Raw genomic sequence first — 24043 nt, 5'->3', positions numbered from 1 at the left:
GTTACCGCCTAAGCGGCTTACATCAGGATCAATAAAAAGCGGCTGGAGCAATCTGGCCGCTTTTTTCTTTGCAGTCTTGCAAGTGAAACAGACGCTCGGCATAGGCATTCACCATGCATGATATAAAATATATTCGCGAAAATCCGGAAGATTTTGACGCTGCACTGGCAAAACGTGGAGTCGAGGCCGTGGCGCAGAATATCCTCGCCCTGGACGAGCAAAGCCGCGCGCTGAAAACCCAGATGCAGGACGGGCAGGCGCGCCGTAACGAAGCGTCGAAAGCGATTGGCAAAGCCAAGGGGCAGGGCGACGAGGCCGCAGCGCAGGCGTTGATGGCGGAAGTTGCCGAACTGAAAAGCAAAATGCCCGAGATCGAGGAAAAAGAACGAGAAGCTTCCGTGCGCTTGCAGGAATTGTTGGCCGCGCTGCCAAACTTACCGGCGGACGGCGTCCCGCCCGGAGCGGATGAAGACGACAATGTCGAGGTCGAGCGCTGGGGCGAGCTACGCAAATTTGATTTTGATCCGAAAGAGCATAGCGATATCGGTCCGGCTTTGGGCCTCGATTTTGAAACGGCTGCAGCAATGTCCGGTTCGCGTTTTGCCTTCTTGCGCGGCCAGATGGCACGTCTGCAGCGCGCAATCGGACAATTCATGCTCGATCAGCAGACCATGGAAAACGGCTTTCAGGAATGCGCGCCACCGGTGCTGGTTCGCGACCAGGCCATGTACGGTACGGGGCAACTTCCCAAATTTTCCGAGGATTCGTTTCAGACTACCAATGGTCACTGGCTGATCCCGACCGCAGAGGTCAGCCTGACCAACAGCGTAAGCGGACAGATATTGGATGAAGCGCAACTGCCAATTCGGTTGACCGCGCTTACCCTCTGTTTCCGCAGCGAAGCCGGGTCGGCCGGCAAGGATACGAAAGGTCTGATTCGTCAACACCAGTTCGAGAAAGTCGAGATGGTTGCCATCGTCCATCCAGACACAAGCGACACAGAACATCAGCGGATGACCGAAGCGGCAGAATCGATCCTGAAGGCGCTCGAACTGCCCTATCGCAAAATGCTGCTCTGCGCCGGAGACATGGGCGCGACAGCCCGCAAGACATATGATCTCGAAGTCTGGCTGCCAGGGCAGGACACCTACCGCGAAATTTCGAGCGTATCGACTTGTGGTGACTATCAGGCACGGCGCATGAATGCCCGTTTCCGGCCCGATGGGGAAGAAAAGGGCACAAGATTTGTCCACACTCTCAACGGTTCAGGTCTTGCTGTCGGCCGGACATTGGTCGCAATTCTTGAAAATTATCAGCAGGCCGATGGTTCTGTGACAATCCCTTCGGCACTACTCCCATATATGGGTGGGATCGACAAACTGGAGCCAGCGTGATGCGTATATTGTTGACGAACGATGACGGTTTCGATGCACCGGGGATGAAGATCCTGCTCGATATCGCCTCGCATTTTTCCAACGATATCTGGATCGTCGCGCCTTCCGACGAAAATTCCGGCGCCGGTCACTCGCTCACGATTACTCGACCACTGCGCATACGGAAGCGCGGTGACCAGCAATATTCTGTCGACGGGACACCAACCGACAGCGTGATGATGGCTGTTGCCAAGATCATGAAAGACGGGCCGCCCGATCTCATTCTGTCCGGTGTCAATCGCGGCGCCAATTTGGGCGAGGATGTCACTTATTCGGGTACTGTGTCGGCCGCGATGGAGGGTGCTCTGGCGGGTATCCCGTCGATCGCGCTCAGTCAGGCTTATGCACGGGGAGATCTGGGCGCTGATGTGCCGTTTGATGCGGCCGTGCAATGGGGCGAGCGCGTGCTGCGTCCCCTGATCAAGCAACGTATGGATCACCGGACGCTGGTCAATATCAATTTCCCGGCCGTCCCGGCGAGCGATGTCAAGGGCGTGCAGGTCGTGTCGCAGGGAATCCGAGACTACGGCCGGTTGCAGATCGTCAGCAACCGCGACCCGCGCGGTTTCGAATATCACTGGTTCGGTCTCGGGCCGATGGTGGAGACGCCTGCCCACAGTACCGACCTGGAAGCGATCGCCGATGGCTATATCTCGATCACACCTCTACACTTGGATCTTACCCATTATGATTCAATGGATGGTTTGAAAAAACTATACCCCTGATAGGGTTCTAGTATCCTGAGAATTTACTAGGCTTTGGCCTGCGGGGCTGGCAAGCTGCGCTTTTGCTGCTAACAGCATTTCCGCAAGGGAGGAGTTAGTTAATGGGAGCCTATATGCGTCATATTGCGATCCTGATATTGCTCCTGGGGGTCACCGCCTGCATCCCTCCGGGCCATGACGATTATGCTCCACCGCCGCCCCAGCCGCAATTGGTTGCGGATCCTGCCGTTTTCGGCACGCCGCCGGAGCAGGCGCCGCTTTCCACCTGGCAAGCGAGTCCAGTAACAGCGAACGCGCAACGGGTGGAATCGGGGACTTATATAGTGCAGCCGGGCGACACGTTGCGCGGGATTGCCAACAAGACTGGAGCGGGATCGCAGATCCTTGCGTCTGCCAATGGATTGGCTGAGCCTTATGTCATCCATCCCGGTCAGCGACTGAAGATCACTGGCGGGCGATATCACGCGGTCAATTCGGGCGAGACCGGTATCGCTATTGCCCGAGCCTATGGCGCGCCATGGCGAGACGTGGTGGCCTTGAACGCGCTGGAAGAGCCCTACATTCTGCGTGTGGGGCAGAAGCTGCTGCTGCCTGCAACCGCACCGAGCGATCCCGCCAATTTGAGTATAGAACAGCGCGCGGCTGCTTTCGATCTGGAAATTGACGATATTGTTACGGGCAGCCAGCCAGCGCTGGCCAATGGCGCCGCAGCCGGAGAGGCTTCCGATTGGCGGAAAGCCATAACAGCCAATACCACCATTGCTACACCGGCCAACTTCTCCGGACGGTTCCAGTGGCCGGTCGATGGCAGGGTGATCTCCAGTTTCGGTAGCAAAGGCGGCGGTAAAGTAAATGATGGCCTCAACATCGGCGTCCCTCGCGGCACGCCAATCCGGGCCTCTGCCGACGGCGTGATCGCCTATAGCGGTGACGAAATCGGGGTATTCGGCGGGTTGATTCTGATCAATCACGGATCTGGCTGGGTTACCGCTTATGGCCATGCCGACCAGCTCAACGTAACGCGCGGCCAGAACGTCAAAGCGGGTGAGACTATCGGTCTCGCCGGCGAAAGTGGATATGTTCAGGAGCCGCAGCTGCATTTCGAAATCCGCAAGGATCGCAAGCCGGTAGATCCGAACATCCATCTGCCGAAACGCGGCTGAACCGGCCATGGCAAGCAGCAACCGCAAAATTTCCGACTATTTTACCCTGCGGCGGCGCTCGAGCCTGCCGGTCTGGGCCGATATTGCGTGGCGTGTCACCTTTGTTCTCGCCCTGATCGGTATGGCTGTGGCGGTGCATTATTTCGACCGTAATGGCCTGCAGGACAGCTATGACGGCGATGTTAGTTTTCTGGACGTTATCTATTTCACGATGATCTCGATCACCACTACCGGCTATGGAGATATCGCACCGGTAACCGAACGGGCGCGAATGTTTGATGCGCTGGTTGTGACTCCTATTCGCATCTTCGTCGTGCTAATCTTTGTCGGCACGGCCTATAATTTTGTTTTCAAACGAACCTGGGACAATTGGCGCATGAAACTGATTCAAAGCAATTTGCACGACCATATCGTGATCGCCGGCTTTGGCACAAGCGGCAGTGAAGCCGTGCAGGAACTGCTCGCGCGCGGCACCAATCCGGAAGAAATTGTCGTAATTGATTCCTCCGACGACGCCTTGTCGCAAGCCGAAAAGCTTGGCTGCGCCGTGATCAATGGTGATGCAACCCGGGATAATGCGCTGATGAATGTCAAAATCTCGCGGGCCCGTTCGATGATTGTCTCGGCTGGACGCGATGACACCAGTATTTTGATCGTCCTCACCGCCCGGCATCTCGCCTATCATTTGCCGATCAGCGTTTCGATCAAGGCGGCGGACAACGAGCTGTTGGCGCGTCAAGCCGGAGCGACGACTGTTATCAACCCAGTTAGTTTTGCAGGCCTGCTGCTCGCTGGCAGTTGCGAAGGCGCCAAGATTTCCGACTATCTCAGCGATCTTGCTTCCGCCACCGGCCGGGTCAAACTGGTCCAGCGGTCGGTTACCGAAAGTGAGGTCGGCATGGCGATGAGCGAGGTGGTCGGCACCGGTCTTGGCGTGCGTATCTATCGGGGTGACGCGGTGTTCGGTTTCTGGGAGCCGGAAGCGAGTCTGCTGGAGGCCGGCGATATCATCGTCGAGATCATTCCCGGCAATGGCGCTGAGGCGCGGGGCAAGGAAGACGCCTGAACAAGCCTGTTCGTTGGTTCATGTTGCACCTGCGAGATAAACGACTATCTTGGCTGCTCATTCATGGAGCTTGCTGATGGCCGACACGATATCAATGCCCACCGGACTTCGTCCGCCGCACCGACTGGCGCAGCTGGGTGAACTGGCGCTGCCGCTCGATCTGATGCGCTTCGGCCTGCAATGGCCGCGTCTCGTGACGGCACCGCGCGGCGATGGCCGGCCAGTCTATCTGATACCCGGATATGGGGGGAGCGAATTGTCGATGCGGCCGCTGGAAAGCTTTCTGGGGCGGATCAACTATGACGTTGCCGACTGGTCGCTTGGCCGCAACAAGGGTTCTGTGGACCGCGATGTTGCGCGATTTACTGCGGTCGCCGAGGAGCGGTTCGCTGCCAATGGCGAGCAGGCTTTCACCCTGATCGGCTGGTCGCTGGGTGGTATCATTGCCCGGGAAACCGCTCGCCTGTCGCCGCATCTGGTGCGCGAGATTATCACCATGGGCACGCCGATCATCGGCGGTCCCAAATATACCACGCCCGGGCAGCGCTACGCCAAGTCCGTCAATATCAAGCTCGACCAGTTCGAGCGCGAGGTCCACGAGCGCAACAGCATCGGCTTCAACCAGCCGCTGACCGTGCTCTATTCCAACCGCGACGGCATCGTCGGACCCGAAATCGCCAAGGACATCTACAATCCGCAGGCCCGCAATATCCGCGTCGATGGCGGGCATATGGGGCTCGGCTTCAACCCCAGGGTCTGGCGGATCATTGCTGATACGCTCGCCGGACGGGCCTGAGCTGCGTTCGACGTTCAATCCGCCGCTTTTTCCTTCGGCTTGCGCCACAGATAGCGGTAGACACCGAACAGGTTGATCCCGAGCAATACGATATTCTGCACCGCCAGCGGGTTATTGCCGTCGAGCAGCGAGCTGGTCACCCAGACCACGGATGATCCGCAGAACAGCACGAATCCCCATCCGCTGATTTTGACCCCGGCGTTGAGCGAGACCATGGCGGCGGCGATCATGCCGCTAATGCTCGCGGTCCATCGCAATATGTCGACCAGTTCCATCGTGTTGCTCCAGCTGTTGCATCGGGTTTTGATGCAAATGCTACGCATGGACATGGCATATCGTTCAATATTCCAACATTTTTTGGCCTGCGTGGAACGGTTTTCCAGCTCGATCATTGTTAAGATGAGCCGGGCGTTGCCTCTCCCTCCCATTTGTTGGTGACCCCGGCGACTTTCTCTCCAGCCTGACCTTCCGATATAGTCGTTAACTGCTTTTATTCATTGGCCAAACCACGCGTGCACCACGCCCATGGCGGTGTAGAAGAGCAGCCAGTATCCGGCATCGATGAAGAACAGGGTCTTGTTTTTTTGCGAGAAGAGATAGTTGGTGCCGATCGCCGGAACGATGAAGCCGAGCGCGATCCCGAAGGCGGTCAGCACTTTCACGCCAAAGTCCAGATTCATCGCATAGGTCGCGAAGGTGTGGGCTAGCGTCCACGACGCGACCAGGCTGAATGCGAAGGCGCCGCCATAGATCATGCCCATGCTGCCCTCTTTGATCTTTTCCTCGGTCAATCCGACCGCGCCCATCCATTTCTTGCCCATGACCGGGCCGTACCAGATACCGCCGACCAGAAAGCCCGCCAGCGCGGCTACAACCACCGCGATCCAGTTTACATCGAATATGTTCATGTGATCCTCCTCCTGTTTCCCGGCCCAGGCCGAGCGCTTGTCTTATAGCCGAATCCGGATGTTTCGACAATTGGTGCGCGCTTGGGTCGCGCTGGGCCCCGGCTTGCGCCGGGCCGCGGTCCCGCCGCATATTGATCGTGACTCGAGGGCAAAACAGGCCTAAAGGCCGCGCCCTATGGCAACCCAAATTCCTTCTCCGCCCAAAGTGGGCATGGTATCGCTCGGCTGTCCCAAGGCATTGGTCGACAGCGAGCGCATTCTCACCCAGTTGCGGTCCGACGGCTATGACCTGTCCGCCGACTATGCCGGCGCCGATGTTGTGCTGGTCAACACCTGCGGTTTTCTCGACAGCGCCAAGGAGGAGAGCCTCGAGGCGATTGGCGAGGCGATGGCCGAGAACGGTCGCGTCATCGTCACCGGCTGCATGGGCAATGAAGCCGACATGATCATGAAGCGCTTCCCCGATGTGCTCGCCGTTACCGGCGCGCATCAGTACGAGGATGTGGTCACTGCGGTCCATGCTGCGGCTCCGGCAGCCCGCGGCGCGTTCGTCGATCTCGTCCCCGAAGCCGGGCTCAAGCTGACCCCGCGCCATTACAGCTATCTCAAGATCTCCGAAGGCTGCAACCACCGCTGTTCCTTCTGCATCATCCCGAGCCTGCGCGGTGACCTTGTCAGCCGCCGTCCCGACGCGATCCTGCGCGAAGCGGAGAAGCTGGTTGAAGCCGGCACCAAGGAATTGCTGGTGATCAGCCAGGACACCTCGGCTTACGGCGTCGATATCCGGCACCAGTCCCGCCAGTGGAATGGACCGACCGGGCAGGGCCGCGAAGTGCGCGCCCATATGACCGATCTCGCCGCTGCACTCGGCGAGCTGCGGACGCCGGAAGGCAAGGGCGTGTGGACCCGGCTCCACTATGTCTATCCCTATCCGCATGTCGACAAGGTCATCCCGTTGATGGCCGAGCGCAAGATCACGCCCTATCTCGACATCCCGTTCCAGCACGCCGCGCCGAACGTTTTGAAACGCATGAAGCGCCCGGCCAACGAGGCCAAGGTGCTGCAGCGGGTCAAGAGCTGGCGCGACATCTGCCCCGATCTCACTATCCGCTCGACCTTTGTCGTCGGTTTTCCCGGCGAGACCGAAGACGACTTCAGATATCTGCTCGACTGGCTCGAGGAAGCCCAGCTCGACCGGGTCGGCGCGTTCCGCTTTGAACCGGTCGAAGGCGCTGCTGCTAACCTCCTCGACGGCGCATTGCCCGAGGAGGTCAAGGAAGAGCGCTACCAGCGGATCATGGAAGTCACCGCCCGGATCAGCGCCGCCAAGCTGCAGGCCAAGGTTGGCCGGACACTGCCGGTGATCATCGACGACATCGGCGAGCCTGACGAGGATGGCGATGTCGGCGCGACCGCGCGGAGTGAGGCGGATGCGCCGGAGATTGATGGCAATGTGTTTTTGCGCAATGTGAGCGCTGACCTTGCGGTTGGCGACATCATCGACGCGGTGATTGAAGATGCCGACGAGCATGATCTGTTCGGGGTTGCTGCTGGGAAATAGTTCGTCATCCTGAACTCGTTTCAGGACCTCGTACCGCTTGCCACCAACTTCCGATTTGGAATCCCGGGGTCCTGAAACGAGTTCAGGATGACGAGTTTGTTCTTCCTTCTTAAGCCCCTCCTTTTCAAAGGAGGGGTTGGGGTGGTTTCTTTCGGCCAAGCGCTGACCTTGCGTTTCCATTCCATCATCTCCACTCCACCGTAATTCGCTCGCGCGAGCGATGCAGGCGCATCGCCACCACCCCAACCCCTCCTCTGAAGATGAGGGGCTTATGATCGGGCTCAGGACGAACGGTGTTATAATCACCTTCACCCCCATATGAACTTTACAAACTTTACACTGTTATAGATTTTTTCCCTTCTCTCCCTCGTCCCGCCGGAACGCGTGCATTGCGTCCGCGTGGCAGGGCAGGGCGTTGATCACCGCTTCGTCGCGCGTGCCGGTGGGTGTTGTGGTCAGGCCGGGGACCTCGCGTTGCATTTCGGCGGCTTCCTCGGGGGTCATGCGGTAATAGTCGGGCGGGCCGTCCTGGTAGGGGAAGCTGACCGCGTAAAATTCCTCGCCCTCTTCTTCTTCCTCCGGCACCGGCCGCCCGCGCGCTTCGGCCTCGGCGGCCCGTATCGCCAGCTCCTCCTCGGTCGGGGTGGCGATCAGCGGGGCGGTGTCCTCGCCCTTGCCGATCGCGTCGAGCATGTCGCCAAAGCGCGCCGCGCCGCGTTGCGCCGGGATCTGCGCGGCGATCTTGTCGAGCCGCGCCAGATGCGCGAGCAGCAGCCGGCTGTCATAGCGCCGCCGCGTCGCCACCACCTCGCCATGATAGAAAACCTCCTCCTCGACGCCCTCGATCGCCCGCTCCTGCAACTTGTCCTGCGCCTCCTCCCGCGCCAGCACCAATGCCGCTAGCCACGCCCGCGCAAAATCCGGGTCGCGCCGTTTCAGGTCATAGGCCGACTGGCGGGTGCGCTGGACAAAATAGGCCGACGCCTGGACATTGCCGGTCTGGGCGAGGGCTTCGAGGAATTTCACGCGCAGCTCGCGGTGCCAGCCGTCGTGGCGGGTGGTGGGGGAGGGGGTGTTGGCATCATCACCGTCAGACCCATCCGTTCGTGTCGAGCGAAGTCGAGACACGTCTCCGCCATCACCAGTCTCTCGACTACGCTCGAGACGAACGGATTTGTCCGGAGTGTGTTCACCACCCGGCAACCGCACATCTTCGTCATCCTGAACTCGTTTATCTTCGATGGCCTGACGGCTCAGGACCCCGTCCCCCACACCCCAATCTTCCGGTTCAGCCTCCAGAGGTCCTGAAATAAATTCAGGATGACGAGTATCTTCTCCGCCATCACCTTCACTCTCAAGCCCCTCCTTTTCAAAGGAGGGGTTGGGGTGGTTTCTCTCGTCTGAGCGGCCTTCTTGAGGCTCCGATCCACTTACACCGTCGCCCGTTGCCTCACCCCGCACCACCCGCAGGCGGTGAATAAATTCGTCCTGAAATGTCATAAGTTATACTCCTTGCAAGAAACCATCCCGATTGCAGCACAGGGGTGCCGCGGGTTAGCTATGGTTTGTCAAATGAAGTGAATATAACCCATTTGGTGGGTTGTAGGAAAGGTATCTGTCTATAGTTGTTTGTGTAGATTTGCGAGAAATCCCGTCGAATTTACATATAAGAAAAATTGGAGTAGTCTTTGGAAGAAGATTGGAAACTATAGATATGTCGATAGAACTAATTCACCTAAGAAAAATTCTAAAAATTCTTTACAGTGAACCCAATCAACGAACATCCTTACTTAGGGCTGATATTCGTGAGGAAATCGCCCGTGAGTTAGGAGAAAACGGGGGAGGTGGCGACTTTTACGCACCTTTTTGGAGTGACGCGAAGAGTCATGCCTTTAACAGATTGGATCTGCACGCTGCGACGGAAGGTAGAATCGAAGGTAACCCTCGACGTGCCCGATTGTCCGTCGTCAGATAATTTGAGACATATGGCGGTTTAAAATAGGCGAGTATTTGGTTCCATCTGGTTGGTTGATATTAGGCGGCGATCTTGCGGTATTGCAATCGCCTTTGTTCGATGGTTTTTCGTTTGATCCTTTCTCGTTGTTTGATGATAGATTCTGCCCTGCCGAAGTAGGCATCGGCGGGTGTGACGTTTTTCAGGCTCTCGTGATAACGTTGGTGATTATAGTGCTCGACGAACGCCTCGACCTGCGCTTCGAGATCGCCGGGCAGATAATAATTTTCGAGCAGGATGCGGTTTTTGAGGGTCTGGTGCCAGCGTTCGATCTTGCCCTGGGTTTGCGGATGGAACGGTGCACCGCGAACGTGGCGCATCTTCTTGTCGGCCAGATAATCCGCAAGTTCACCCGCAACGTAGCTTGGCCCGTTGTCCGATAGCAGGCGCGGTTTGTGCAGCACATGCGCCTGCCCGCAGCCTGATGCCTCAAGAGCCAGCTCCAGCGTATCGGTGACATCTTCTGCGCGCATGGTCGTGCACAGTTTCCAGCTGATTATATAGCGGCTGTAGTCATCGAGGATCGTCGACAGGTAATACCAGCCCCAGCCAATGATCTTGAGGTAGGTAAAATCAGTCTGCCACAGCTGGTTGGGCGCCGTTGTCTTGTCCTTGAACTCGCTGGCGGCCTTCATCACGATGAAGTTCGGGCTGGTGATCAGGTCGTGGGCCTTGAGCAGGCGGTAAACGCTGGCCTCCGACACGAAGTAGCGCTGTTCATCGGTAAACGTCACCGCCAGCTCGCGGGGCGATAGCTCGCAGCGTTCCAGCGCCATATCCAGGATCTTGTCCTGCACCTCCTCCGGGATCCGGTTCCATGCCCGGCGCGGACCGGGACGCCGATCTTCTAGCGCCTCTTCGCCGAACCGCTGGTACAGATCATACCAGCGGTAGAAGGTAGGCCGGGCGATGCCCAGCCTGTCGAGCGTCTGCTTGGCAGGCAGATGGCTTTTCTCGACCAGCCTGATGATCTCGAGCTTTTCTGATGCAGGATATCTCATTCTTCGCCTTCCCCATCCCCGATCATGCTTTTTTTAAGCAGACGCATCTCAAGCATCTGTTCAGCGACAACCTCCTTCAGATCTCGGGCTTCCTTACGAAGGTCGCGCACCTCATCAGTATTGGCAGCGCGGGCAGTATCGCCAGCCAGCCTGCGCTTGCCAGCCTCCATGAAGTCCTTCGACCATTTGTAATACACGCCCTGCGCGATACCCTCACGGCGGCATAGCTCGGCAATGCTATCTTCGCCGCGCAGACCCTCCAGCACGATCCGGATCTTCTCTTCCGCGCTATACTGTTTGCGGGTCGCTCTGCGGATATCTTTGACCACCCGCTCCGCGGGGGCTTTCGAGTGTTTTGGTTTCATTTCCGTTCCTTACAGTCACTGCAATGAAACCAAAACACTCGCTTATTTTATGCAGCCAGTCTGTCTATTGAATGCTGACGGGGGACAATATTGATTTGACCACCGCTAATTTTCAAACTTTTTCCCACAGTATTTCTCCCTTAAGTACAACCAATTAGAGCCTATTGAATTGCCTTCAGCAAGATAAATTTTGAAAGAAAATGAGCATACCTGAATTCTAAGTTTAATTTGGAAATTTCCAATCGTCTGGAGGCGCAAGGAAAATAACCGAATGTCCCTAGCCTTCTCCCTCAAGGCCGAACAGAATCACTCACCCCAACCCCGTAACCCCCAACAAACAAACCACAAACCCATAGCCCAGCACCCCGTACACCCCCGCCCGGAACCACGGATAGGGGATGCGCGCTTTGCCGGGGTGGCCGGTCGGGTGGACGACGGTGAGCCGCTCGCCGATCACCGGGGTCGGGAAGGGCGTGGTCACCGGGTCGCGGACCTCGACAAAGCCGCCGCGCTCGTCGGGCACCAGCAGCACCGCGCTATACATCGTCGCGCCGCCGCGCTTCTTGAGCTGGTGGCGGACGATCTGCGCCGGCACGCGGCGGGTGCCGTTGCGGATGAACAGCAGATCGCTGCGTATCATCAGCACCAGTCCTGCTACCGCGAGGGCGAGGCCGATCAAGAGGAAGAGCGTTTCGATGGTGGGGCGCTATCATGGATTTGTTGGGGTGTTAAGTACCCTCTCCCGTGCTTCTCCCCTCTCCCGTGAGGGAGAGGGTTGAGGAGACTTGGCAGCTTGCTGCCTAGGCGTAGCTGGGTGAGGGTGTACCGGACCATGGTGGCAGAGCAGCCCACCTGCGGAACACCCTCATCCAACTCCATCTAGCCGCCTTCGCTGCGCTCCGGTGGCAAGATTGCGTATCCTTCTCCCTCACGGGAGAAGGTGTTTTTCCTGCCACTGTGCTCGCGAAATTTCCCAGACCAGGGAGGGTCTTGTGGTGCCGTCGGCGCGGTTGCTTGTTATTTCGCCCATGCGGTGGAAGCCTAGCCCGTCGAGCAGATGCGCGGTGCGGTGGTTGTCGGGGGCGGCGGTTTCGCAGATCAGGTCTAGGCCGAGCGTCTCGAACATCCAGGCGAAGCTCTGCCGCGCGCCGTCGACGCCGCGGCGCTGGCCCTGGCGGTCGGGGTGGATCGCTCCGCCGAGCTCGCCGGCCGCCCATTCCGGCCAGACGCAGATATCGCTAAAGCCGCCGATCCGGCCCTGCTCGTCGAAATTGAGGAATAATAGCCCGCGACCCTGTTCGCGCTGCGCTTCGTGGTCGGCGATGAAGGCGCGCACCGATGCCACGGTCAGCGGGCGGGGCAATGTGTAGATCGGCGCGTGGATCTGCGGGTCGCCGAGAAATTCGTGCAGGATCGCGGCGTCGTCGACCTGCGCAAGGCGGGACGAGGCGTTCTCGGTGGCGATCGATGTCGCGCTGGCGACCGCGGCTTTGATCGCGGCGGCCTGGTCCTGCGGGACGGGGGTGCGGGTGATCGGGATGCTGCTCATCGGGCGTGATTACAATGTTTTTGCCAAGGTTGCCATGGTCCGCGACCGGTCGCTGGCGGGGCAGGCGCGCAATCCGGTCGGACCGGGCCGGTGGCGATGTCCTGAGGGCGCGGCCCTTAAATATATTTGCCGGTAACCGTTAGTAGCCGGGTTCGCATCGTGAGAATATTGCGGTTGATGGACGGCAATCCGGCCGGAATTCTGGGGAAACAAGGTGAAGCTATGGTCGCAAATATGATGCTACAGCGTCTGTTCGACATTCACAAAGAATTCTGGACGTTCAAATCCGAGCGCGATCCCAGCACGCGAGAGCTGATCGCCCGGCAGCAGATCAAGCTTATTGTCGACGTGTCCCGGATCATCGCCATCGCCATGATCCCGATCGCAATCTACATGATGGCCAATCTCTTCATCCATGCCAGCGTCCCGTTCATAACGGCCGGCGTCATCGGAATGGCGGTTATCATATGGCTCTCCATGAGAAATTTCCGCCGTAAAAGTATGCGCGATTTCGATATCAAATCTTTCTATGTGCTGCGGCGCAAATTCTGCTTCGATAGCATCATCGTCGCTCTGTCCCTCAACCTGAGCCTCGCCTTTCCTCTGGGCTTCGGGCAGATTCCGCTGAACGAGAATAGCGTGATCCTGATCCTCGGCAGCATCGTGATCGGCGGCTTTACCTATGGCAGCATCCCGCGGGCGCAGACATTTGCGATTGCGATACCGACGACATTATTGGCGATCGCCTTCTTCTCCGTCAAAGGCATTGCGGCGGTGGAATCGGTGTTGCTGCTGCTCTTTTTCGCTATCTGTGTCGATTCGATCTATCGTCTGTTCTTCTTCAATTTCGCCAAACGCCATATTTATGCAGCCCAGCAGAAGGACGCGGCGGAAAACGTCAAGCTTCTGCTCAACGACTATGCCGAGCAAAGTTCGGACTGGCTGTGGGAAACCGATGAAGCCCTGCGGGTTGTCCGGGCGTCGGACCGTTTTGCAGCGGCCGCCGGCCTGACCGTGCAGAAATTGAACGGCATGCATATTGCCGACCTGTTCGCCGATGGCGATGAACGGCATGCGCTGCTGCAGCGGCTGGGGCAGGGACAGCCGATCCGGGGTCTGCTGCTGCCGATATCGGTCGATGGCGAAAACCACTGGTGGCGGATCTCCTGCCGGCCGATGGACGCGGCGGCGGGACGATCGAAAGCGCTGCGCGGTGCGGCGACCGATGTCACCAACGAAAAACAGACGAAGGATCAGGTCGCCCGTCTCGCCCATTATGACGGTCTGACCGACTTGCCCAACCGGGCCCTGTTCAAGCAATCGCTGGAGAATGCGCTGGCGCGACTGGAAGGCGACCAGCATATCGCCGTGCTCTATGTCGATATCGACCGGTTCAAGGCGATCAACGACACGATGGGCCACAATGCCGGAGACCGGGTCTTGCAGGTGGTCGGCAACCGGCTGGCCACGGCCACCGGCGAAGACGATATCGTCTCCCGGCTGAGCGGCGACGAATTTGCGATCTGCCTGAGCAACGCCGGTAATAGCGATGATGTCGCCGATATCGCATCGAACATCGTCGACAGGGTGTCCCAGCCATATATGATTGACGGCCACAAGATTACCACCGGAATAAGCCTCGGCATTGTCGTCTCCAATGACAAGTCGGAAACCGCCGAGGGCCTGCTGCACAATGCCGATATCGCGCTGTACAGGTCGAAGGAGAACGGACGGGGCCGGGTGACGCTGTTCGAACCGCAGATGCTGCAGGCGCAGCTGGACCGGCGCGAGATGGAACTGGACCTGCAGGCCGCATTGAAGCGGGACGAATTGGAACTCCACTATCAGCCGGTATATGATATCGAGACCGAAAAGCGGCTGGGCTATGAAGCGCTGATCCGCTGGAATCATCCGACCAAGGGCATGGTCATGCCGAACGAGTTCATCCCGATTGCCGAAGCGACCGGCCTGATAATCCAGCTGGGCGAATGGGTTCTCCGCACGGCCCTGCTCGAAATGAGGAACTGGCCGGAGCATCTCGGCGTCTCGGTCAACCTGTCCCCGGCGCAAATGCGCAGCCCCAATCTGTTGTCGACCATCATCAATGGTCTGGCATCGGCGGGCGTCGATTCCAACCGGTTGGAACTGGAAATCACCGAGACGGTGATCATGAGCCACAACCAGGCCAATTTCGACCTGTTGAACAAGATCCATTCGCTCGGGGTCAAGATCGCGCTGGATGATTTCGGTACCGGCTATAGCTCGCTCAACTATCTGCGCAGCTTTCCGTTCAACAAGATCAAGATCGATCGCTGCTTTGTCGAGGATGTCGATGGGCGGGAAGATTGTCAGGCGATTATCCGTGCGGTGACCGGTCTCGCGTCCAGCCTCGGCATGGTAACGACGGCCGAAGGCATCGAACGCGAGGGGCAGTTGCTGCAGGTCAAACTGGCGGGCTGCAAGCAGGTGCAAGGCTATCTGTTCAGCAAGGCAATCCCCGCAAGCCAGATCCCCGGACGGGTGCTGGAAGAGCAACCCGAATTCGTCGCTCTGGACAATATTCAAGAACCGGAAGCCAATTTCGAACTTGCAAAACGCAAGATCGGATAAGCGGAAGCCACCGAGGCGCCGCGTCGAATTTACCGGATAATCGGCCCGGAACAGCGTTTCCGGGATCAAGGCCGGTTCTCTGGCCGCGTTGCAGCCAGAGAAAATGCCGCAATTTCCGGCCGCCCTTAACCGGCCAATTAAATCTCCAATTGCAACTCTTCCCCGGCAATGGCATAACATGTCAAAAGCTGGGAGAGACGGCATGGCGACTCAGATCGTGAATGAAAAAAGTGCAGCAGTAGAATCGGTTGACGTGTTGATCGTCGGTGCGGGTATTTCCGGCATCGGAATGGCGGTGCATTTGCGCAACAAATGTCCGGGCAAGAGCTTTGCTATTGTCGAGCGCCGCGATGACATCGGCGGGACCTGGAACCTGTTCCAATATCCCGGCATCCGCAGCGACAGCGATATGCATACATTGGGTTTCAGCTTCGAACCCTGGACCGAGCAGAAGTCGATTGCCGACGGTCCCTCGATCATCAAATATCTCCACCGGATCAAGGCCAAGCATGATCTGGAGAAGCATATCCATTTCGGTCACAAGGTACTGTCCGCCAGCTGGTCGAGTGATGATGCGCGCTGGACCGTGACCGCCGAGAAGTCGGATGGCAGCCAGGCCACATTATACGCCAATTTCGTCTATATGGGGGCCGGCTATTATGATTATGACAATCCCTATGACGCGCAGATAGAGGGCTTGCAGAATTTCAAGGGCGACGTCGTCCATCCGCAATTCTGGCGCAAGGATCTGGACTATACAGGCAAGAAGGTGGTGATCATCGGCAGCGGCGCGACCGCAGTGACGATGGTGCCGGTACTGGCGGAAAAAGCGAGCCATGTAACGATGCTGCAGAGGACACCGACCTGGTATGCTTCGGCGCCGTCGAAAGACTGGCTCGCCAACAGCCTGCGCAAGATATTGCCAAATAAATGGGCGTACAAGCTTACCCGCTGGAAGAATGTGAAGATGCAGGATCTCACCTTCCGCACCGCGCGCGACAATCCGCAGAAGGTCATCGACAAGCTTGAAAAGCCGATGAAGGAAGTGCTCGGCGACAAATATGTGAAGGAAGATTATACGCCGCCCTATGGTCCGTGGGAGCAACGCCTGTGTCTGGTTCCCGACGGCGATATGTTCAAGGCGATTGCTGCCGGCACGGCCGATCTGAAGACCGGCCATATCGACACCGTAACCGAGAGCGGCATCAAGCTGAAATCCGGCGAGACGCTCGATGCGGATATCATTGTCACCGCGACGGGTCTGAAGCTGGCGGTCGCCGGCAAGGTCGCTTTCGAGGTCGATGGCAAACCGGTGCACTGGCCCGACCATTATTATTACAAGGGCTGCATGTTCTCCGACATTCCCAATCTGGCAGTCGTGTTCGGCTATCTCAACGCGTCGTGGACGCTCAAGGCGGATATCGTGTCGGAATTTACCTGCCGGTTGCTCAACCACATGGACGCGACATCGACGCGGATCGCCAATCCGGTGCTGGACAAGGAACTGGAGCAGGAGCAATTGTTCGATTTCTCGTCCGGCTATATCCAGCGGTCGATCAGCGAATTGCCGCGCAACAGCAACGCGATGCCGTGGAAGCTCAACCAGAATTATCTGTTCGACAAGCCTGTGCTGCTCGAGGATCCGGTCGATGACGGGGTCCTGCGCTTTTACGGGCCCAATTCGCAGCAGGGGGTTGGCAACAGCGAGCAGGAGCTCGAAGCCGCAGAATGATTCCGGCGCTTCTTTGTGCGAGGCTGGCCCTGCGTTCCGTTGCTTAACGTTTTGTTGAGCAGATTTCGGTAATCCCCTCTGCAAGGGGTGGTCCATGGGATATATGAATTCGCAATTTCGCAGGGTGGAACCGGCGCTGATCGAACAGCGCAAGGCGTTTCGCCATCCGGTACAGATTCAGCGCACCGCTATCAGGCAGCATGGTAAAAACGCCAGGAAAGGCGAGCTGGTCGATGTCTCGATCTATGGTTGCCGGGTTGCCAGCGACAGCATGATTGCCGAGGGCAGCCGCGTCTGGCTGCGCTTCGAAGGCAGCAGCCCGATCACGGCGACCGCGATCTGGTGCAGGGATGGTCAGGTCGGCTGCCGTTTCGACGAAACGCTAGATCAGAAGCTGTTTCGCAGCCTCGCCCTGATCAACGAATAACCTAGGATTAGACCCTGGCAAAACCACTCACTTGCCAACTGACAATCGTGTCAGTAAAGTGGTGGAATGGAAAACAAGATTCTTGACGTTTTGATTGTCGGTGCCGGTCTGTCCGGTATCGGCGCGGCGGTTCACCTGACCAAAAAATGCCCGGGCAAAAGCTTTGCCATCGTCGAGGCGCGGGAGCGGCTTGGCGGGACCTGGGACCTGTTCCGCTATCCTGGTATCCGGTCGGACAGCGACATGTATACTTTGGGTTATAATTTCAAACCCTGGACCGCGCGCAGGGCGATTGCCGACGCTCCGTCGATCCTCGAATATCTCAATGAAACCGTCGACGAATACGGCTTGCAGGACAAGATCCTGTTCAACCACAAGGTGATTGACGCAAACTGGTCGAGTGAAGAGGCCTTGTGGACGGTAAGCCTCCAGTGCGGTGATGGTTCGATCGACACCGTCAAATGCAATTTCCTTCATATGTGCTCGGGCTATTATAGCTATGAGGAAGGCCACAATCCGGATTTTCCCGGCAAAGCCGATTTCGCCGGACCGATTGTCCATCCGCAATTCTGGCCCGAAGATCTGGATTATTCCGGCAAGAAAGTGGTGGTCATTGGCAGCGGCGCAACCGCGGTAACGCTGATTCCCTCGATGGCGGAAACAGCAGAACATGTTACGATGTTGCAGCGTTCTCCGACCTATATTGTATCGCGGCCGGGTGAGGACAAATGGGCCTTGCGGTTCCGCAAATTCTTGCCAGCCAAGCTGGCCTATCTGCTGACGCGCTGGAAAAATGTGCTGATGGGCATTTTCATGTTTAATCTGGCGCGCAAGAAACCGGCGGCGTTCAAGGGGCGGCTGCTGGAAATGGTCCGCGAGGAAATGGGCCCGGACGTCGATATGACGAATTTCACGCCCAGCTATAATCCGTGGGACCAGCGTCTGTGTCTTGTGCCGGACAGCGATCTGTTCGATTCGATCAAATCGGGCAAGGCATCGATCGTTACCGATCATGTCGAAACATTTACCAAAAACGGCATCAAGCTGAAATCCGGCAAGACACTCGAGGCGGATGTCATCGTCACCGCGACCGGCCTGAAAATGCTCACCGGCGGCAGCGCGACCATTTCGGTTGACGGTAAACTGGTCAAATTTGGCGACAAGATCAATTACAAGGGCGTCATGTTCTCCGGTATTCCCAATTTCGGGATGACCATGGGCTACACCAATGCCAGCTGGACGCTGAAAGCCGATCTGACCAGCGAATATGTCTGTCGCCTGATCAACTATATGGACAAGAACGGCACGCCGATTGCGACACCAACCTTGCCGGCTGACGGCTTGATCGGGACGGAGCCGATGCTCGATTTCAGTTCGGGCTATGTCCAGCGCGCGATCAAGAATCTGCCGAAACAGGGCGACCGCAAACCGTGGCGGCTCAACCAGAATTTTCCCAAGGACATCATCAATCTGCGGCACAAGGCCGTGGATGATGGCGTGATGGTCTTTTCCAAACCGGGTGCCGTCATCGCCAGTTTGCCGAAAAAGCAGCTCGAGGCAGAAACGATTGCCGCCGAATAGACTCTCGCGCTTGGCCTGAACTGTGGCTATAGCGGTCAAATGACTGATTTTAAGGCATTGATCGAGGCCGACACCGGCCAGACCGCACGCAACATCCAGCTAGTGGATGTGGGCAATTTCGAAGGCTGGCTGAAGGGGCAACCGGAGAATATCCGGGCGCTGGCCGCCGCCTATCAATTTGCCGGCAAGCCCGACAGCTATCTGCTGCTGCCTCCGGTCGGCGGCAAGAGCGATGACAAATCGGTCGCGACCGACTTTTCGGTGGTTGCCGGTGTGCCGGATCAAGCCAGGCTCGACGCCTGGTCGCTGGCCAGGCTCGGCAGCAGCCTGCCCGAGGGCAATTATCGTCTGCAGGATATCAGCGCCAAGGGCGCGCTGTTTGGCTGGCTGATCTCGCAGCATGAATTTGACCGTTACAAGGAACTGCCCGACCGGCAGGGACCGAGCGTGTTGCTGGTCAACGACGCCATCGGTCAGCGCGATGAAGCCGTGCGCCAGGCCGAAGCGACCGCGATGGTCCGGGACCTGGTCAATACACCGGCGGCGGATATGGGGCCGGACAAGCTGGAAGATATTGTCGACAAGCTGGCCGCTCAGCACGGCGGAGAGCTGAAAGTGACGCGCGGCGATACGCTGGAAGAGCATTTCCCGATGATCCACGGCGTTGGTAAGGCGGCGATGCGCGCCCATGCGCCGCGCCTGCTCGAACTGAAATGGGGCAAGGCCGGTCATCCGAAAATCGCGATTGTCGGCAAGGGCGTGACCTTTGACACGGGCGGCCTTTCGATGAAATCCGGCGCCGGCATGCTGTTGATGAAAAAGGATATGGGCGGCGCGGCGCATGCGATTGCTCTGGCCCGTATGGTGATGGAAGCGAAGCTTCCGGTGCGCCTGCACCTGCTGGTTCCCGCGGTTGAAAATTCCGTCGACGGCAATGCCGTGCGCCCCGGCGACATCTTGAACAGCCGCAAGGGGCTGACCATCGAGATTACCAATACCGATGCCGAAGGACGGTTGGTGCTGGGCGATGCGCTGACTCTGGCCGGCGAGGAAGAGCCGGAAATGATCATCGATTTCGCGACCCTGACCGGCGCGGCGCGCGTTGCTCTGGGTCCCGACATGCCGGCGATGTTCTGCGATGACAAAGAGATGGCGGACGGGCTGCTGAAGGCTGGTGAGGGTGAAAGCGATCCGCTTTGGCAAATGCCGCTCTGGTCCGGCTATGATGCGATGCTGAGCAGCAATATCGCCGATTGCGTGAACAGCGCGTCCGGCGGCTTTGCCGGGTGCATTACTGCGGCCCTGTTCCTGAAGAAATTCGCGCCGGAATCCGTGCCCTGGGCGCATTTCGATACTTTTGCCTGGCGGCCAGTGGCTAAGCCGGGCCGGCCGATAGGCGGCGAAGCGCTGGGCCTGCGGGCGAGCTGGCGCTATTTGCAGGGGCGTTACGGGCAGTAGGTAAGGCGAGATAAGATTTTCGCATGGAATTTCTGCTATCGCCCCGATTGTGTTGAAAAACTCACCCTTGCCAGCGTTATAGAGATGTGATTCAGTATTTCTGTGGAAGCGGGAGATACTGCGATGATGGGCGAGCGGACGGTTATGCAGGAGGCGCTGTTTTACGGGTTCAGTCTGGAAGATCATGTGCCGGGCGATCACTTGCTGCGGTCGATTGATAGGTTCGTTGATCTGTCGAGCATCCGCGATCATTTAAAGCCGTTCTATAGTTCAACGGGAAGACCCTCAATCGATCCTGAGCTGATGATCCGGATGTTGATCATCGGTTATTGCATGGGCATCCGTTCCGAACGGCGCTTATGCGAAGAGGTGCATCTCAACCTGGCTTATCGCTGGTTCTGCAGGCTGGGTCTCGATGGCGCGGTGCCGGCTCATTCCACTTTCTCAAAAAATCGGCATGGCCGTTTCCGCGATAGTAATCTGCTGCGCGAGTTGTTCGAGGCGACCGTGCGGTGGTGCATTGAGGAAGGTCTGGTTGGCGGCGAAGGCTTCGCCATTGATGCCAGCCTGATCCGAGCCGATGTTGACCGGCAGCGTGCGGTTCCCGGTAGCGAGGGACTTCCGCCCGAAGCTGCGGGACGCGCCGTCACCGAGTATCTCGCCGTGCTCGACGATGCGGCCTTCGGCGGCGCGACGCCGGTTGTGCCCAAGCAGCTGGCCCCCACAGACCCAGCGGCGCGATGGACCGCAGCTAGCCGCGAACGGGCCTTCTTCGCTTACTCGACCAACTATCTGATCGATCTGGATCATGCCGTCATTATGGATGTAGAGGCGACGACCTCGATCCGTCAGGCCGAGGTAACCGCACAGCGAACTATGATCGAGCGGACGCAAAAACGCTTTGGCCTGTGGCCTGACCGGCTTGTGGCCGATGCCGGTTATGGCGATGCGCCCAATCTCGCCTGGCTGGTCGAGGATAAAGGCATTGAGCCGCATATCCCGGTGTTCGATAAATCTGCGCGGAGGGATGGAAGCTTTGAACGTGCTGACTTCACCTTCGATCATGAAGAAGACCGATATACCTGTCCGGGCGGCAAGGAACTGAGACGGCGCAACCGCAACTTTGCCATACCGCGAAAAGATGCCGACAAGGACGACTTCATCCGCTATCGCGCCCGCAAGGCAGATTGTGATGCCTGCGCGCTCAAACCGCAATGCTGTCCCAATGCCCCGGTTCGCAAGATCATGCGTTCCATCCATGAAAGCGCGCGCGATGTGGCACGCAATATTGCCACCAGCGATGCCTATGTTACCTCGCGAAGGCAGCGCAAGAAGGTGGAAATGCTGTTCGCGCATCTCAAACGAATATTAAAGCTCGACCGGTTGCGCCTCCGGGGACCAAATGGCGCAAAAGACGAGTTCCTCCTCGCCGCCACAGCACAAAACCTGCGTAAACTCGCAAAAACAATCCCAATGCCGGTCTGATAAGAGATCAGGCTCCGCTCGTCTCGTCGCCGGAAGCTATGTCAAACGGAAAATCGAGCCAGTTTTTCAACACAATCGCCCCAGTAGCGGTCGTTCGCGTTGGTCTTATCTAATGTCCGCTTTGGGCGCAAAAGCAGACACTAGGAAGGCGTTGGTTGCCGTTCAGCTAACGCCCCAGTCGCAGTCATAGGCGATAATCAGTCGCGTCTCTATTCGCTTTCAGGTCAAAGCCTTGGTGCACGAAAAGCCAAATGACGTTCAAGGTCGATCTTGCTGCTATCGTCATGGTCATTGGTGGTACAAGGCCGCACTGCTAGGACATAAGCCAATTCTAACGCTGTTTGTCATTTGCGTGAAAACATTTCAGAGCTTACTGCATCAACCTAATTCCAAATGTAGGATGTGTTTTTGCCATGCAAATTTTGTCTCGTTTAGTGAAGAGCATTTGCTTTGTAGCAATCGTCTCATTTTTCGCATCCGTGCCTGCCTCTGCGAACTGCGACGATGAAACGTGCAGAGACTACCAAGTGACATTTGAAACAATTACATATGCTCTTGAGAGCTGTACAAAATCCTTAACGGATAATGGTATGACGGAGACAACGAGAAGGAAGTGTCTATTTTCAATACCGACATCAGCTGTTAATTATAAACAAATGCTGAAAAAACATGGGCCGGATAGTAAGTTAACCCAATTTGCAGCTTTCGCGGAATTTCAAGCCTCATATTATGTGACTGCCAGCTATCTTGAGCTGGCGCCAGAGAGACCGTCTCTCCCTTGGATTCAAGGTACCTGTAAATATAACGATAGAGCCAAGCAATTGAGCGGAATTTCATTTAGCAAACTGCAATCATACAGACAGGCTTGGGTTAAACAGGTTGTACCTAATATCGATGGACTCGAAAAAACGTGTGCGACAGTTCCAAAATAGGGCGTGCAATTACAATTGGGTGATACTTGTCATTACAGAAGCTGGATATTTGTTGTCAGCTAACTGGATCGAAGGCGCTTAAGCAAACATTCCGCGAACGGCCCAAGAACCGCCGTTCAATTTCCATATATCAAATGTTCGTTTTCCACCCAACACCGGAAATTCCACCCAGGGCTCAGCCCAAAAGCGACACCGCTTGATTAAACGCCCCCGGGTCGTCTAAAGGCGGTCGATTGTCATCGCTTTGTCACATGGCGCACAAGCCGCAGAGTCACGGACATTTTTTATCGCTATTGGGAATTCGAAACGCATGGACATGGAAACTGCAGATACAGGCGCGCACGCGAAATTCGTGCTTAATGGTCCGGAAGGGGGTTTCGATCCCCGGATCACCGCGTATCGCGGCGACCTGGCGGATATCGCGCTGGCCGGCAAATTGTTCGCGCCGCATTATGCCGCGGCGATGCCGATGCGCTGCTCCGCGCCAAAGGCGATGCTCCGCAAACAGCCCGGCAAGGATCATGAGGCGATTTCCGAATTGCTCCACGGCGAGGATTTCCATGTGCTGGATATCGCCGGTGACTGGGCATGGGGCTATTGCGGCAATGACAATTATGTCGGCTATGTGCCGGTCCATGCGCTGCAGCATCAGAAGAAGACCCCCGAGCCGACCCATCTGATCTTTGCCCGCGCGGCGCTGATCTTCATCGAACCGGATTATAAATCGGGTGTGATGAAGCGGCTGCCGATGGGCGCGCGGATCGCCTGTGGCGAAGCCAGCGAATGCGGCAATTTCCTGAAGACCGGCAAGGGCTTTGTCCATGTTCGCCATGTCCAGGCGATCGGCACCAAGGTCGTGTTCGACGGCAGCAACGGCACGGCCGCGCTCGCCGAACAGCTTATCGGAGCCCCCTATCTCTGGGGCGGCCGGAGCGGTGACGGTCTCGATTGTTCGGGGCTGATCCAGATGATATTGATGCTGACCGGCGTTGCCGCACCGCGCGACACCGATCAGCAGCTGGCGGCACTGGGCGAGGATATTGCTGAAGACGAAGAATTGCGACGCGGCGATCTGATATTCTTTCCCGACCATGTCGGGCTGATGGTCGACAAGGACCGGATGATCCACGCCACTTCACACGCGATGCAGGTCGTGATCGAACCGCTGAAAGACGCGGTTGCCCGCTTCGCCAAAATTTCGGACAAGCCGGTACTGGCGCGCAAAAGACTTTCCTGA

At 57.5% G+C, this 24043-nt stretch carries 20 protein-coding genes; 14 read left to right on the top strand and 6 right to left on the bottom strand.

Annotated features, from left to right (window positions below; all coding sequences use genetic code 11):
• Nucleotides 1–113 precede the first annotated feature (113 nt).
• From serS to ACWFTY_RS16060, 5 genes are all read left to right on the top strand, one after another.
• On the top strand, nucleotides 114–1394 hold the full coding sequence (gene serS / locus ACWFTY_RS16080) for a serine--tRNA ligase (RefSeq protein ID WP_447525187.1): 1281 nt from the start codon (nucleotides 114–116) through the stop codon (nucleotides 1392–1394).
• Complete coding sequence (surE, locus tag ACWFTY_RS16075) at nucleotides 1394–2158, top strand: 5'/3'-nucleotidase SurE (protein ID WP_447525186.1); 765 nt, start codon at nucleotides 1394–1396, stop codon at nucleotides 2156–2158. The genes serS and surE overlap by 1 nt, the downstream gene beginning before the upstream one ends.
• 113 nt (nucleotides 2159–2271) lie before the next feature.
• On the top strand, nucleotides 2272–3321 hold the full coding sequence (locus ACWFTY_RS16070) for a peptidoglycan DD-metalloendopeptidase family protein (protein WP_447525185.1): 1050 nt from the start codon (nucleotides 2272–2274) through the stop codon (nucleotides 3319–3321).
• A gap of 7 nt (nucleotides 3322–3328) precedes the next feature.
• Nucleotides 3329–4387 (top strand): potassium channel family protein, encoded by a 1059-nt coding sequence (locus ACWFTY_RS16065; protein ID WP_447525184.1) that lies wholly within the window; start codon nucleotides 3329–3331, stop codon nucleotides 4385–4387.
• Nucleotides 4388–4463: 76 nt separating this feature from the next.
• A complete protein-coding gene (locus tag ACWFTY_RS16060) occupies nucleotides 4464–5183 on the top strand; it encodes an esterase/lipase family protein (RefSeq protein WP_447525183.1) in 720 nt (239 codons plus the stop codon).
• 14 nt (nucleotides 5184–5197) lie between these two features.
• Here the strand turns inward: ACWFTY_RS16060 and ACWFTY_RS16055 are convergent, their stop codons facing one another.
• Nucleotides 5198–5506, bottom strand: a complete 309-nt coding sequence (locus ACWFTY_RS16055) for a hypothetical protein (protein WP_447525182.1) — start codon at nucleotides 5504–5506, stop codon at nucleotides 5198–5200.
• A 171-nt stretch (nucleotides 5507–5677) separates the two neighbouring features.
• The gene (locus ACWFTY_RS16050; RefSeq protein WP_447525181.1) at nucleotides 5678–6091 is read right to left on the bottom strand and encodes a DUF1761 domain-containing protein; all 414 of its coding nucleotides are present in this window, start codon (nucleotides 6089–6091) and stop codon (nucleotides 5678–5680) included.
• Nucleotides 6092–6266: 175 nt separating this feature from the next.
• On the opposite strand from ACWFTY_RS16050, the gene rimO reads away from it, so the two are divergent.
• A complete protein-coding gene (gene rimO / locus ACWFTY_RS16045; RefSeq protein ID WP_447525180.1) occupies nucleotides 6267–7652 on the top strand; it encodes a 30S ribosomal protein S12 methylthiotransferase RimO in 1386 nt (461 codons plus the stop codon).
• Nucleotides 7653–7994: 342 nt separating this feature from the next.
• Here the strand turns inward: rimO and ACWFTY_RS16040 are convergent, their stop codons facing one another.
• The 4 genes from ACWFTY_RS16040 to ACWFTY_RS16025 form a co-directional block, all read right to left on the bottom strand.
• Nucleotides 7995–9152, bottom strand: coding sequence for a hypothetical protein (locus tag ACWFTY_RS16040; RefSeq protein WP_447525179.1), 1158 nt, complete (start codon nucleotides 9150–9152; stop codon nucleotides 7995–7997).
• A 534-nt stretch (nucleotides 9153–9686) separates the two neighbouring features.
• Nucleotides 9687–11032, bottom strand: a protein-coding gene (locus ACWFTY_RS16035) for an IS3 family transposase (RefSeq protein WP_447524529.1) whose coding sequence is annotated in 2 segments (ribosomal slippage) — nucleotides 9687–10700 and nucleotides 10703–11032 — 1344 coding nt in all. Because the reading frame shifts where the segments join, the coding sequence is not laid out codon by codon here.
• 310 nt (nucleotides 11033–11342) lie between these two features.
• Complete coding sequence (locus ACWFTY_RS16030) at nucleotides 11343–11672, bottom strand: hypothetical protein (RefSeq protein ID WP_447525178.1); 330 nt, start codon at nucleotides 11670–11672, stop codon at nucleotides 11343–11345.
• Between the two features lie 288 nt (nucleotides 11673–11960).
• Entirely contained in the window at nucleotides 11961–12581 is a 621-nt protein-coding gene (locus ACWFTY_RS16025; protein ID WP_447525177.1) for a GNAT family N-acetyltransferase, read from the bottom strand.
• 234 nt (nucleotides 12582–12815) lie between these two features.
• Here ACWFTY_RS16025 and ACWFTY_RS16020 point away from each other — a divergent pair, with 234 nt between their 5' ends.
• The 8 genes from ACWFTY_RS16020 (at nucleotide 12816) to ACWFTY_RS15985 (ending at nucleotide 24043) form a co-directional block, all read left to right on the top strand.
• A complete protein-coding gene (locus ACWFTY_RS16020; RefSeq protein ID WP_447525176.1) occupies nucleotides 12816–15191 on the top strand; it encodes a putative bifunctional diguanylate cyclase/phosphodiesterase in 2376 nt (791 codons plus the stop codon).
• Between the two features lie 202 nt (nucleotides 15192–15393).
• Nucleotides 15394–16923, top strand: coding sequence for a flavin-containing monooxygenase (locus ACWFTY_RS16015; protein ID WP_447525175.1), 1530 nt, complete (start codon nucleotides 15394–15396; stop codon nucleotides 16921–16923).
• 94 nt (nucleotides 16924–17017) lie between these two features.
• On the top strand, nucleotides 17018–17350 hold the full coding sequence (locus ACWFTY_RS16010; RefSeq protein WP_447525174.1) for a PilZ domain-containing protein: 333 nt from the start codon (nucleotides 17018–17020) through the stop codon (nucleotides 17348–17350).
• A gap of 66 nt (nucleotides 17351–17416) precedes the next feature.
• A complete protein-coding gene (locus ACWFTY_RS16005; protein WP_447525173.1) occupies nucleotides 17417–18931 on the top strand; it encodes a flavin-containing monooxygenase in 1515 nt (504 codons plus the stop codon).
• Nucleotides 18932–18970: 39 nt separating this feature from the next.
• Nucleotides 18971–20389 carry a leucyl aminopeptidase family protein gene (locus ACWFTY_RS16000; protein ID WP_447525172.1) on the top strand — a complete coding sequence of 473 codons (1419 nt, stop codon included), beginning with the start codon at nucleotides 18971–18973 and terminating at the stop codon, nucleotides 20387–20389.
• Nucleotides 20390–20512: 123 nt separating this feature from the next.
• A complete protein-coding gene (locus ACWFTY_RS15995; protein ID WP_447525171.1) occupies nucleotides 20513–21874 on the top strand; it encodes a transposase in 1362 nt (453 codons plus the stop codon).
• A gap of 527 nt (nucleotides 21875–22401) precedes the next feature.
• On the top strand, nucleotides 22402–22806 hold the full coding sequence (locus ACWFTY_RS15990) for a hypothetical protein (protein WP_447525170.1): 405 nt from the start codon (nucleotides 22402–22404) through the stop codon (nucleotides 22804–22806).
• A gap of 310 nt (nucleotides 22807–23116) precedes the next feature.
• The gene (locus ACWFTY_RS15985) at nucleotides 23117–24043 is read left to right on the top strand and encodes a C40 family peptidase (RefSeq protein WP_447525169.1); all 927 of its coding nucleotides are present in this window, start codon (nucleotides 23117–23119) and stop codon (nucleotides 24041–24043) included.

Source organism: Parasphingorhabdus sp. NYA22 (assembly GCF_976973735.1).
Note: the sequence above shows the minus strand (reverse complement) of the source record. Positions and strands in the feature narration are given on the sequence as shown.